The organism is Pseudooceanicola nanhaiensis DSM 18065, from assembly GCF_000688295.1.
Taxonomy (GTDB): domain Bacteria; phylum Pseudomonadota; class Alphaproteobacteria; order Rhodobacterales; family Rhodobacteraceae; genus Pseudooceanicola; species Pseudooceanicola nanhaiensis.
In genome coordinates, this window is sequence record NZ_JHZF01000017.1 from 82,524 (window position 1) to 95,361 (window position 12,838).

General features: G+C 70.0%; 9 protein-coding genes. 5 read left to right on the plus strand and 4 right to left on the minus strand.

The genetic code is table 11. The features are described from left to right. Positions 1–96: 96 nt before the first annotated feature. Both Q344_RS0120565 and Q344_RS0120570 read right to left on the minus strand, forming a co-directional pair. A complete protein-coding gene (locus Q344_RS0120565; RefSeq protein WP_028288436.1) occupies positions 97–2,196 on the minus strand; it encodes an acetate--CoA ligase family protein in 2,100 nt (699 codons plus the stop codon). 20 nt (positions 2,197–2,216) lie between these two features. Continuing rightward, positions 2,217–2,990 carry an IclR family transcriptional regulator gene (locus Q344_RS0120570; protein WP_028288437.1) on the minus strand — a complete coding sequence of 258 codons (774 nt, stop codon included), beginning with the start codon at positions 2,988–2,990 and terminating at the stop codon, positions 2,217–2,219. 173 nt (positions 2,991–3,163) lie between these two features. Here Q344_RS0120570 and Q344_RS0120575 point away from each other — a divergent pair, with 173 nt between their 5' ends. From Q344_RS0120575 to Q344_RS0120595, 5 genes are all read left to right on the plus strand, one after another. Then, positions 3,164–3,937, plus strand: coding sequence for an enoyl-CoA hydratase/isomerase family protein (locus Q344_RS0120575; protein ID WP_028288438.1), 774 nt, complete (start codon positions 3,164–3,166; stop codon positions 3,935–3,937). Positions 3,938–3,985: 48 nt separating this feature from the next. After that, a complete protein-coding gene (locus tag Q344_RS0120580) occupies positions 3,986–5,137 on the plus strand; it encodes a TAXI family TRAP transporter solute-binding subunit (RefSeq protein WP_051630951.1) in 1,152 nt (383 codons plus the stop codon). A 94-nt stretch (positions 5,138–5,231) separates the two neighbouring features. After that, the gene (locus Q344_RS24655; RefSeq protein WP_211249937.1) at positions 5,232–7,133 is read left to right on the plus strand and encodes a TRAP transporter permease; all 1,902 of its coding nucleotides are present in this window, start codon (positions 5,232–5,234) and stop codon (positions 7,131–7,133) included. Positions 7,134–7,144: 11 nt separating this feature from the next. Continuing rightward, positions 7,145–8,311 carry an acyl-CoA dehydrogenase family protein gene (locus Q344_RS0120590; RefSeq protein ID WP_028288440.1) on the plus strand — a complete coding sequence of 389 codons (1,167 nt, stop codon included), beginning with the start codon at positions 7,145–7,147 and terminating at the stop codon, positions 8,309–8,311. 13 nt (positions 8,312–8,324) lie between these two features. Beyond that, on the plus strand, positions 8,325–9,917 hold the full coding sequence (locus Q344_RS0120595) for an AMP-binding protein (RefSeq protein ID WP_028288441.1): 1,593 nt from the start codon (positions 8,325–8,327) through the stop codon (positions 9,915–9,917). 15 nt (positions 9,918–9,932) lie between these two features. Here the strand turns inward: Q344_RS0120595 and Q344_RS0120600 are convergent, their stop codons facing one another. Further along, positions 9,933–11,126: a CaiB/BaiF CoA transferase family protein gene (locus Q344_RS0120600; protein WP_028288442.1), complete on the minus strand. Its 1,194-nt coding sequence runs from the start codon at positions 11,124–11,126 to the stop codon at positions 9,933–9,935. Then, positions 11,123–12,835 carry an acyl-CoA dehydrogenase family protein gene (locus tag Q344_RS0120605; RefSeq protein ID WP_028288443.1) on the minus strand — a complete coding sequence of 571 codons (1,713 nt, stop codon included), beginning with the start codon at positions 12,833–12,835 and terminating at the stop codon, positions 11,123–11,125. Before Q344_RS0120605 ends, Q344_RS0120600 begins: the two co-directional genes overlap by 4 nt. Positions 12,836–12,838 lie beyond the last annotated feature (3 nt).

A 12,838-nucleotide genomic window follows, 5' to 3' on the forward strand; every position in this document is an offset into this window, starting at 1 on the left:
CGGGGGAGTCGGGCCGAAGGCCCGACGGGGGCAGAGCCCCCTTCCCGAAAAAAATGGATCGCGTGCGCCGCGCGTTTCGCGCGGCGCTCCGCTGGATCAGGCCTCCTCGCCCCGGGGCAGGATCAGCGCATCGAGCGCCACCGCCCCCTCCGCACTTGCCAGCAGCGGGTTGATCTCGATGCTCTCCACGCCCTCGGCATTGGCCGCCGCCAGCACCGAGACCCGGGCGATGACCTCCGCCACCGCGCGCCTGTCCACGCCCGGCCGCCCGCGCACACCGTCGAGGATCGCGGCCCCCTTCAGCCGCGCCAGCATCCCCTCCGCCGCCTCCGCCGTCACCGGCGCCCGGGCGAGGGCCACGTCCTTCAGCACCTCGGCCAGCACGCCGCCGAGACCCACCATCACCATCGGACCCATCACCGGGTCCAGCTGGCTGCCGACGATCAGCTCGACCCCCTCCCCCGCCATCGGCGAGACCAGAACGCCCTCGATCTCCGCCCCCGGCACCTTCGCGGGGATCTCCGCCAGCATCCGCGCCGCCTCGGCCCGGACGGCATCGGCATCGGCGAGGTTCAGCGCCACGCCGCCCACTTCCGTCTTGTGCGCGATCTGCGGCGAGACGATCTTCAGCACCACCGGGAAGCCCATCTCGGCCGCCATCTCCGCCGCCTCGTCGGCCGTCGCGGCCACGCCCTCGGGCAGCACCGGCACCCCCGCCGCGGCGAGCCGCGCCTTGGCCTCGGCCTCGCCCATGGAACGGACCGCGATCCCGGGCGCACCGACGTCGGGCAAGGCGCCGGTGGCCACCCGGTCGAACCCCTGCGCCACCCGCGCCATCGTCGCCAGCGCCGCCACCGCGCGGGAGGGATCGGCAAAGGTCAGCACCCCCTCGCGCTCATAGGCCCCGGCCTGCTCGTCGTCGAAAAGCCCGATCAGCGCGAAGGGCTTGCCCTGCCCGGCGAGCGTCTCCAGCAGCACCTTCCGCAGCCGCGGCCCCAGCACCGGCGAGGCGGTCCAGGAGGTGAAGAAGGCGGTGTAGCAATCGTAATCGCCCGCCCGCATCATCTCGGCCAGGTATTCCGGTATCAGGTCGAAATCGTTCAGCGCATGGGCCGTGATGTCGACCGGGTTGCGCGGCGAGGCGAAGGGATTCCGCTCCAGGAGCTTCCCGACCGACGCCTCCGGCATCGGCGGCACCGAGAGCCCGTGCTTCTCGGCCGCATCCGCCATCAGCACCCCGGCCCCGCCCGAGACCGTCAGGATCCCCAGCCGGTCGCCCCTGGGCAGCGGCCCGGTGGTCGCGGCGTAGAGCACGTCGAACATCTCCTCCGTCGTCTCCGCCCGCACCGCCCCGAACTGCTTGATCACCGCCTGGAAACTCGCGTCCGACCCGGCGAGCGAGGCGGTATGCGACTGCACCGCCCTGGCGCCCACCTCCGAGGAACCGACCTTCATGATGGTCACCGGCTTGCGCAGTTCCCGCGCCCGCGCCAGCGCGCGGATCAGCGTCTCGACCCGGTTCACGCCTTCCATGTAGAGCCCGATCGCGCCGACCTCGTCCGACTCGACCATGTATTCGAGACATTCCGCCACCGAGACATCCGCCTCGTTGCCGGTGGAGACCCAGCCCGCCACCCCGAGCCGCCGCGCCTTCGCCATCGACAACAGGTGCGTGCCATAGGCGCCGGACTGGGTGATGAGCCCGATCTTCCCCCGCGCCGGCATCCCGCCCTCGAGCCCGGTGGTGAACGTCCCGCAGGCCCCGGAGGCGGCGGAGTAGAACCCGAGGCAGTTCGGCCCCAGCATCCGGATCCCGTGGCGCTGCGCGATCTCCAGCATGTCGGCCTGCGCCGCCGCGCCCTCCGCCCCGACCTCCGAGAAGCCCGCCGAGAACACCACCACCGCCCGGACGCCCTTGCGCCCGCAGGCCTCGAGCGTCTCCGGCACCCGCGCCGAGGGCACCGCGAGAACCGCGAGGTCGACCGGACCGGGGATGCTCTCCACATCCGGGAAGGCCTTCAGCCCCTGCACCTCGTCCCGCGTCGGGTTCACCGGGTACAAGGGCCCATCGAACCCCGCCGCCTTGCAGAAATCCACCGGCCGCCCGCCGATCCGGCCGGGGTCGTTCGACGCCCCGATCACCGCGATCGAGCGCGGCGCGAAGAAGGCCCCGAGGCCCGTCACGTCATCCGTCATGCTTCCTCCCTCGGGGCGCCTCAGACCTCCCGGCGCCCGAACACGTTCAACTCGATCAGCTGCCCCGCCTCCCGCAGGGCGCAGGCGGCCTCGCGCAGGGCCTCCGCCTCGATCTGGTCCGAGATGCTGATCGCCGACATTCCCAGCCGGGCCACGCCATCGGTGTCGCGGATCGCGACGGCCGCCATGCTCAGCCCCTTGAAGAGATGCCCGAAGTCGAAGGCATAGCCCTCGACCTTGGCACGCTGCACATCCTGCCAATAGGCCTCGAACCCAGGGTCGCGCTGCCATCGCAGGCCGGCATAGGCCTCGCGCAGGGTGGCCCGGTCGATGTCGCGCACCGCCGCCACGCAGCGCCCGATGGCCCCCGCGAGGTCGGGCAGGCGCGAACCCTGACGCATGTCGGCATGCACCACCTTCGTCGGAACCACCCGGTCCGACAGCACGATCCGCCCGGTCGGCGAAATCGTCCAGAGCGCCACCAGCACCGAATGTTCGGCGCAGATCCGCTCCATCACGGGGCGGATCATGTCGGTCGGATTGCGCCCGAGCATCGGCGCGGCGAGCTCCAGCACGCCCATGCCGAGGGCGTAGCCCTTGGTGTGCTCGTCGAAGGTGACGAGCCCCTCCTTCGCCAGCGTCTTCAGGATGTTGAAGGTGGTCGAGACGTTCAGCCCGCATTCGCGCGCGACGATGGCGACGCCCTCCGGCTCGTCCGCCTGCGTGAGCCGGCGGAGGATCTTCACGGCGTTCTCGACCGCGCCGACATATTTCTGAGGTTCCGCCGCCTTCATGGCTTTTTCTCTTGTCCGAATGTTATTCTTTATACAGAATAGCCACGACAGCGCAAGGCCCGAGAGCGTCGATCGCCGACGTCAGCGCCCTGCAACCCGCTGTTTCACGGGAGGAAATTCGTGTCTCGACCATCGGGCAGCCTGAAGGAATCGGCCTTGGCGGAGGCCATGGCATGACCGCCGCCTGCCTGCGAACCGAGGACCGCGCGGGCGGTATCCGGCTGATCGCGATGATGGAGCCCGACCGCCGCAACGCCCTGTCCGACGCGATGCGCGGCGCCCTGCGCGACGCGCTCAGGCTGGCACATGACGACGCCGCCGTGAAGGCCATCGTGATCACCGGCTCCGGCGGCTGCTTCTGCGCCGGCGGCGACATCAAGGGGATGGGCCAGCCGGCCCCGGTGGCGCTCGAGCGGCTCGAGGTGGTGCATGACGTCATCCGGCTGATCGCGCTCGGACCGAAGCCGGTGGTCGCCGCGGTCGAGGGCGCGGCCTATGGCGGGGGCATGTCGCTCGCCGCCTGCTGCGACGTGGTGGTGGCGGCCGAGGGCGCGCGCTTCTGCGCCTCGTTCTCGCGCGTCGGCCTCGTGCCCGACATGGGCGCCATGTGGTCCCTGCCCCGCCGCATGGGTGCGGCCCGGGCGCAGCGGATGATGCTGGACGGGCGCGAGGTGAAGGGCCCCGAGGCGGTCGAGCTGGGGCTCGCCGATCTTCTGGCCGACGGCGACACGGTCGACACCGCGGTGGCGGAGGCGCAGAGGCTCGTGCCCGCCGCGCCCCTGCCCGCGGCGCACCTGCGCCCTATCATTGCACGGTATCACGGCGATCTGACCGCCGTGCTGGCGGCGGAGCGGGAGGCGCAGGCCGCGCTCTTCGCGACCCGCGATCACGACGAGGCACGGCGCGCCTTCCTCGAGAAGCGCGCGCCGGAATTCAACGGGGCCTGAAAGCCCCCCGGCGCGAGGAGAGGCGCCGGACACCAAGGGAGGAAGACAATGACCAGACTGAACCGCCGCCAGACGATGGCGCTCATGGGGGCTGCGGGCCTCGCACCGATGGCCCCGGCGATCCTGCGCGCGCAGGACAAGCCCGCCGGGCTGCCCGACACGATGATCTGGAGCACCTACGACGTGGGCTCCACCGGCTATGTCGAGGCGACCGCGATCGCCGACGCGATGATCAAGAACTACGGCACCCGCGTGCGCCTGCTGCCCTCGGGCTCGGGCGTTGGCCGGATCATCCCGCTCAAGCAGGGGCAGGCCAACACCGCCTGGCTCGCCAACGAGCTCTACTTCGCCACCCGCGGCATCTTCGACTTCGCGACGCCCGAATGGGGCCCGCAGAACATGCGCACGATCTGCGGCCGCCCGGCGAGCTTCGGCATCGCCGTCACGCAGGAAAGCGGGATCGAGACCATCGAGGACCTGCGCGGCAAGCGCGTGGCCTATGCCGCGGCGAACCCCTCGGTCGCGATCAAGGTCGACACGATGATCGGCTCCAAGGGCCTCACCCGCGACGATGTCGAGGTGATCGAGTTCCCGTCCTACGCCGACACGCTCCGCGCCCTGACGCAGGGCCAGGCCGACGCCGCCGGCGGCGCGCTGACCGCCGCCGCGCTGACCGAGCTCGAGGCCTCGCCCCGCGGCATCCGCTGGCTGTCGTTCGACCCGAACGACAAGCAGATGTGGGAGAACATGAACAAGATCGCGCCGCTCTTCTCGCCCTACCGCGAGACGATCGGCGTGGGCGTGACCGGCAAGGACCCGGTCGACGTGGTGGCCTACAAGTACCCGATGGTCACGGTCATGCACGACGCCGATCCCGAGATGACCTATGGCTTCCTGAAGGCGCTGGACGAAAGCTATCCGGGCTACAAGGACGCCGCGCCGATCATGGAGAGCTGGGGCATCAAGCAGTCGGGCACCACGCCGATGGACGCGCCCTTCCACGAAGGCGCGATCCGCTACCTGCAGGAAATCGGTCAGTGGACCGACGAGCAGCAGGCCTGGAACGACGCCGCCGTGAAGGAGATCGAGGCCCTGATCGCCGCATGGCCCGACTTCCTGTCGGAGAACAGCGGCCTCTCGGGTGACGAGCTTGCCGCCGCGTGGGATGCGAAGCGCAAGGAAATCACCGCCTCGCTCTGACGCGACAGGCCCCTGCCCGGGGCCGCATAACGAGTGACCGGCCGTCCCGTGCGCACCGCGCGGGACGGTGCTCCCGATTTTCCCGAGGCTCACGATGACCGACGCAGAGTTCCGCCCCTCCGCCATGATGCGCGCCGCGCGCGTGGTGGTGATCATCCTTTCCGCCATCGGCATCGCCATCGCGATGGTGCAGACCCTGCCCATCATCTCACCGGGCCTGCGGCCGATCACCTCGGCCTATTACTATTCGCTGCTCGGCGTCTTCCTCGCCGTCGTCTTCCTCAAGTTCCCCTCGGACCGCCAGGGCCGGGCGACCTGGCTCTGGATCGCGGACTGGATCATGGCCGCGCTGGCGCTCGTCATCTGCCTCTACTTCGCCACCCTCGCGCGGAAGATCATGACGGCGGGGTGGTCCTTCTCGGCGCCCTTCTGGCCCACCGTCGGCGCCTCGATCCTCTTCCTGCTCTGCATCGAGGCCGTGCGCCGCAGCGCCGGCATGATCCTCGCCATCGTCTGCGCGGTCTTCGGCTTCTACCCGATGGTCGCGGATTCCATGCCCGGCGTGCTCTGGGGCAACCAGTTCACCTGGAACGCGCTGGTCGCGGGCCATGCCCTGGGGACCGAATCGATCATCGGCATCCCGTTCCGCGTCGTGGCCGACCTGCTGATCGGCTACATCATCTTCGGCGTCGTGCTCGCCCTGCTCGGCGGTGGCGAATTCTTCATGGCGCTCGCGCTGAAGCTGCTCGGCCGCACCCGCGGCGGCCCGGCCAAGGTGGCCATCGTCGCCTCGTCGCTCTTCGGCTCGCTCTCGGGCTCGGTCGTGTCGAACATCATCACCACCGGCACCTTCACGATCCCCTCGATGAAGAAGGCGGGCTATTCCCCGCATTACGCCTCGGCGGTCGAGGCCTGCGCCTCCACCGGCGGCACGCTGATGCCGCCGATCATGGGCGCCGCCGCCTTCCTGATGGCGACCTTCCTCGCCGTCCCCTATGGCGAGGTCATCGCGGCCGCCGTCATCCCCTCCCTGCTGTTCTACGCCGCGCTCCTGCTGCAGGCGGATTGCTACGCCGCCCGCAACGACCTGCAGGGCGCCGATGCCGAGGACATCCCCTCCGGCCGGTCCGTCCTGCGCCAGAGCTGGATCTTCGTCGCGGCCCTCGCCGTGCTGATCTACGTGCTGCTGGTCCTGCGGCTGGAAAGCTACGCGCCCTGGTATGCCACCGGCGTGCTGATCGTCGGCGGGCTGCTCGATCCGCTCTACCGCGCCCGCGTGCTCGGCTTCGCCAGGATGATCGAGGAATCGGGCGCCGCGCTCGCCCATCTGATCGGCATCCTCGCCGGGGTCGGCCTCGTCGTCGGCGCGCTGTCGATCACCGGGGTGGGCTCGGCCTTCGCCCGCGAGCTGGTGCAATACGCGAACGGCAACGTCTACCTGCTGCTGTTCTACGGCGGCCTGACCTCCTTCGTCCTCGGCATGGGGATGACCGTCTCGGCCTGCTACGTCTTCCTCGCCATCATCCTCGCCCCCGCCCTGGTGCAGGCGGGTCTGAACCCGATGGCGAGCCACCTCTACATCCTCTACTGGGGGATGCTCTCCTACATCACCCCGCCGGTGGCGCTGGCCGCGATCACCGCCGCCTCGGTCGGCAAGGCGGACGCGATGAAGACCGGCTTCACCGCCATGCGGCTCGGGATCATCCTCTTCATCCTGCCGGTCTTCTTCGTGCTCGAACCCGCGCTCATCGGCCAGGCCGACGCGATCCACGTGGCGACGGCGGTCCTCACCGCCGGCTTCTCGGTGGCGCTCCTCTCGGCGGGGCTCTCGGGCTGGCTCTACTTCTCGGGCCGCCTCTCGATGGTCGAGCGCGTGATCGTCATCGGCGCCGCCCTCCTCGGCCTCTACCCCGAACCGATCTCCGACATCGTGGGCGTCGCGGTGGCGCTCGGCGTCTTCGCCCTGCATCGCTTTCGCGGCCCCGCCCCTGCCTGAAAGGATCCCGCATGTCCGTCGATGACGACACCTTCGACCAGCTTCTCGACACCGTCACCCGCTTCACCCGAGAGCGCCTGATCCCCGCCGAGGACCGCGTGGAGGAGGAAGACGAGATCCCCGAGGAGATCGTGCAGGAGATGCGCGAGATGGGCCTCTTCGGCCTGTCGATCCCCGAGGAGATGGGCGGCATCGGCCTGACCACGCTCCAGGAATCCCGGCTGATCGAGGCGCTCTGCTACGCCTCCGTCGTCTTCCGCTCGCTGATCGGCACGAACGTCGGCATCGGCAGCCAGGGCATCGTCATGGACGGCACGCCCGAGCAGGAGGCCGAATACCTGCCGAAGCTCGCCTCGGGCGAGATGATCGCCTCCTTCGCGCTGACCGAGCCCGACATCGGCTCGGACGCCGCGCATCTGAAGACCACCGCCCGGCGCCACGGGTCGGATTTCGTGATCAACGGCACCAAGCGCTACATCACCAATGCCGTGCGCGCCGGCGTCTTCACCGTCTTCGCCCGGACCGATCCGGACCGTGACGGCGGCGATGGCGTCTCGGCCTTCCTGGTCCCCGCCGATACGCCCGGCATCACGGTCGCGAAACCCGACCGCAAGCTCGGCCAGCGCGGGACCAAGACCTCGGACGTCATCTTCGACGACGTGCGCATCCCGGAAGAGAACATCATCGGCGGCCCGCAGAACCTCAACCGGGGTTTCCGGACCGCGATGAAGGTGCTCGACCGCGGCCGGGTGCATGTCGCCTCCATCGCCGTCGGCACGGCGCAGCGGATGCTCGACCTCGCCACCGCCTATGCGCTCGACCGGGTGCAGTTCGGCCAGCCGATCGCGCAGCACCAGTTCGTGCAGGGGATGCTCGCCGAAAGCCAGGCCGAGCTGCTCGCCGCCCGCCACCTCGTCCGCGCCACGGCCGCCGAATACGACAGCCGCGGCCAGGCGATCCTGATGGCGTCCTCCTCGAAATTCTTCGCCTCCGAGATGGCCTTCCGGGTCGCCGACCGCGCCTTGCAGATCCACGGCGGCGCCGGCTACATGGCCGAATACCCGATCGAGCGCCTGTTCCGCGACTGCCGCCTCCTGCGCATCTACGAGGGCACCAGCCAGATCCAGCAGGTCATCATCGCCCGGCGCATGATAAAGGAATACGAAGACCGTGCCTGACGGAAGAGAGACCATGACCGGCGACCTCACCTTCGACGCCATCATCACCGCCCGGCTCGTCATGTCCTCTGCCGCCGACCCGAACCCGGTGTTCGTGACCGAGGACGGGGCGCATGTCTCTCCGGCCGCCTTCGACCGGATGGCGGGCCAGGCCGCCGCATGGCTGCGGCAGCAGGGGGTGGCGCGGGGCGACCGGATCGCGGTCTGGCTTCCGAACGTCACCGAATGGATGGCGCTCCTGTTCGGCGCGGCCCGGATCGGGGCCGTCGTCGCCGCGGTGAACACCCGCTACCGCACGGCGGAGCTGCACCACATCCTGAAGAGCTCCGGCGCGAAGCTTCTCGTCTTCGAAAGCTCGGACCGGCACGCCGATTTCCGCGCCATGATCGACGCGCTGGACCGCTCCGACCTGCCCGACCTCACGGCGCTTGCCGCCATCGACGGTGCGCTTCCCGCGGTGCAGGGCCTGCCCGTCACCCATTGCCGCTTCGACGACCTCGATCCCCTGCCCATGGGCGAGGCGCGGGCCTCCGATCCGGTCGCGCTCTTCACCACCTCGGGCACCACCAGCCTGCCGAAGCTCGTCCTGCACACGCAGGCAAGCCTTGCCCTTCACGCCTGGAACTGCGCCCGCGCGCACGGGTTCGACCAGCCGGGGGCCGAATTCCTCGCCGCCATGCCCTTCTGCGGCGTCTTCGGCCTGAATGCCTGCCTCGCCGCGATCGCGGGCGGCGCGCCGGTGCACCTGCTCTCGGCCTTCTCGGTCGGGCCCGCCCTCGTCATCGCGAAGGCGGCCAGGATCACCCATTTCTTCGGCTCGGACGAGATGTTCCGCCAGATGTGGGCCGCCGACGCGGACGCCCTGTCGCAGGCCCGCCTCTGCGGCTTCGCCGCCTTCACGCCCGGCCTCGGCGCCGTGCTGCGCGAGATGGCCGAGGCGGGCCTCCCCCTCGCCGGGCTCTACGGCGCGTCCGAGGTCAACGCGCTCTTCTCGATCCAGCCGCAGAGCCTTCCGGTCGAACAGCGCCTTCAGGGCGGCGGCCTGCCTTCCTCCGGCCCGCAGGTCCAGCTGCGCGTCCGCAACCCCGAGACGGGGGAGCTCTGCCCCGACGGCGAGGCCGGGGTGCTCGAGATCAGGGGCCCCACCAATTTCGCGGGCTACTTCCGCAATCCCGAGGCGACCGCCAGGGTCGTCGATGCCGAAGGCTGGTTCACCACCGGAGACGCGGCCTATCTCCGCGGCGACGGCACCTTCGTCTACCTCGCGCGGAACGGCGATTTCATCCGCCTCTCGGGTTTCCTCACCGACCCCGCCGAGATCGAGGAGGTGATCGAGCGCCACCCGAGCGTCACCAAGGCGCAGGTCGTCGGCGTCACCCACAAGGGCCAGACGCGGCCCGTCGCCTTCGTCCTGCCGGCCGAGGGAAGCTCTCCCGACCCGGCCGGGATCGTGGAGCATACGGCCGCGAACCTTGCGCATTACAAGGTCCCCGTCCTGGTCATTCCGCTCGACGCCTTCCCGACGACGGAAAGCGCCAACGGCGTCAAGATCCAGAAGGCGAAGCTCCGCACCATGGCGGAGGAAAGGCTCGCCGGGGGCGCCTGACGCCCCCGGCCGCGCTCAGGCCATGTCCCGCGGGGCGACGCCGCTGGCGATCAGCTCCGCGATCTCCTCCTCGCCATAGCCGAATTCCTTCAGCACCTCCGCCGTGTGCTCGGCGAACCTGGGCGGCTTGCGCCGGAAGCTCGCCGGCGTGTCGGCCGGCTTCGCCGGCGCACCGAGCCCGCGGTAATCCTCCACCTCCACGACCATCTCGCGATGCGCGGTATGCGGATGGCTCAGGCTCTCGCCCACGGTCAGGATCGGACCCGCAGGCACCCCGGCCGCGATCAGCCGCTCGCCCAGCTCCGCACCATCGGTGTCGGCCATCGCCGCCTCCAGCACGACCCGCAGGTCCTCGCGGTTGATCACCCGGTCGGCGTTCGTGGCAAAGCGCGCATCCGCGGCGATCTCCGGCGCCCCGATCTCGGCGCAGAGCTTGCGGAACTGCCCGTTGTTCCCGACCGCCAGATAGACCGGCCGCGTCGCGGTGGCATAGGCCGAATAGGGCGAGATGTTCGGATGATCGTTCCCGGTCAGCTTCGGCAGCTTCCCCGACCGGAAGTAGTTCGGCGCATGCGGATGCAGCAGCTGCAGCGCGGAATCGAACAGCGCCGATTCCACGAACTGCCCCTTCCCGGTCGCCGCGCGATGCGTCAGCGCCATCATCACCCCGATCACGGCATTCAGCCCGGTGACCATGTCCACCACCGGCAGCCCGACCCGCATCGGCCCGGTGTCCTCGTTGCCGTTGACCGACATGATCCCGCCCATGGCCTGCAGGATCGCGTCATAGCCCGGCATCGCCCCCATGGGCCCGTCCGCCCCGAACCCGCTCACCCTTGCATAGATCAGCCGGGGGAAGCGCGCGCGCAGCACCTCCTCGTAGCCCAGCCCCCACTTCTCCATCGTCCCGACCTTGAAGTTCTCGAGCAGAACGTCGGCGCCTTCGAGCATGCGCAGAAGCACCTCCCGCGCCGCCTCCTGCCTGAGGTCCAGCGCGATCGCCCGCTTGTTGCGGTTCAGCCCCTCGAAATAGGCGGCCGTCCCGTCGTGGAACGGCGGGCCCCAGCCCCGGGTCTCGTCGCCCATCGGGGGCTCGATCTTGATCACCTCCGCGCCGTGGTCGCCCAGCACCTGCCCCGCGAAGGGCCCGCCCAGCACCCGGCTGAGGTCGATCACCTTCAGCCCCGTCAATGCACCCTGTCCGCTCATTCCGCTGCCTCCATCATCGGTTTCGCCTCGTATAGGGCCCGGTCGAGCAGATCTCCATCCGCCTCCGTATCCCCGCCGCCCAGGGGATCGCGCGGCATCAGCTTGTGCTTCAGCACCAGCCCCGCCAGCCGCGACCGGTCGCCCGAGGCGCCCGTCATCCGCGCGTCCTCCCAGGCCATGATGACCGCCGAAGCCGCGTTGTAGACCGCCGACGCCGCCTGCCGCACCTCGCCCTCGCGCGCGCGGTCGGCGGCCACCGCCTCCATGTAGTCGCAGGCCCGCGCCAGCGCGTCGTCCAGCCCGCCGGGCAGCATGTTCCCGGCCTCCTCGGCCAGCGCCTCCAGATGCGCCCTGAGCGCCACCAGCGCCCCCTCGCGCTTCACCGCCCGGGCGACGTCGAGCGCCACGATGTTGCTCGTCCCCTCCCAGATCGAACCCAGGTGCGCATCCCGCAGCACCCGCGCGTCCGAGAATTCCTCGATGTAGCCGCAGCCGCCCCGCACCTCCATCGCGTCGCCCGCGACCTTGCGCGCGTCCCGGCAGGTCCGGAACTTGAGCAGCGGCGTCATGATCCTGAGCACCTTCGCCGCGGCCGCGTCTCCCGCATCCGCGCGTGCCAGCACCCGCGCCGTATGGAACACCATCGAGCGCCCCTGCTCCGCCGTCACCAGCATCTTCAGAAGCTGCCGCCGCATCAGCGGCAGATCCGCCAGCCGCTTGCCGAAGGCCGTCCGGTTGCGCGCGATGAACATCGCCTCGGCGACCGAGCGGCGCATCATCCCCGCCGAGCGCACGCCATTGGCCAGCCGCGACATGTTGATCATGTCGGTCATCTGCTTGAACCCCTGTCCCGGGTCGCCGACCAGATGCGCGACCGCCCCCTCGAGCGCGATCTCGCCCGAGGCCATGGACTTCGTCCCCATCTTCTCCTTCAGCCGCAGGATGCGATAGGCGTTGCGCGTCCCGTCCGGCAGCCGCTTCGGCAGCAGGAACAGCGACAGCGCCTTCGTCCCCTCCCCGGCCCCCTCGGGCCGCGCCAGCACCATCGCCAGGTCGGCGTCGGGGTTCGAACAGAACCACTTGTCGCCGTGAAGCCGCCAGTTGCCGTCCGCGTCCTTCCGCGCGACCGTCTCGATCGCGCCGACGTCGGATCCGGCCATCTGCTCGGTCATGAACATCGCGCCCTGGAACAGCAGGTCCATGTCCTGGCTCGTCAGCTGGTCGAAATACTCCGCCACCAGCTCCGGGTCGCCGAACTTCACCAGCGTCCGGGTCAGCGAGTCGGTCATCGACAGCGGACAGCAGAGCCCGAACTCCGCCTGCACGAACAGATAGACCAGCGCGTATTTCGCCAGCGGCGGCAGCTTGTCGGGCCGCCCGAAGACGCCGCCGCGATGGCTCATCGCCGCCAGCCCGAACTCCCCGAAGGCGTAATACTCGAGCCGCTCATAGGCGGGATGCTTCTCGACCCGCTGGTCCTCGGCCCCGATCCGGTTGCGGATCCTCAGCTCGGGCGGGTTCTTGTCCGCCGTCAGCGCAAGCTCTTCCAGCTCGCCGCCGACCAGCCCCCCCATCCGGTCGAGATGCGGCAAGAGCGCCGCGAAGGTCTCGGCGTCGAGGTAGACCTCCAGCAGCCGCCGCATGGCCGGATCCGCGCGGAAGGCGTTCAGCCCCGCGCTGTCGGGGATGTTGCGATGAATCTCGGGCATATA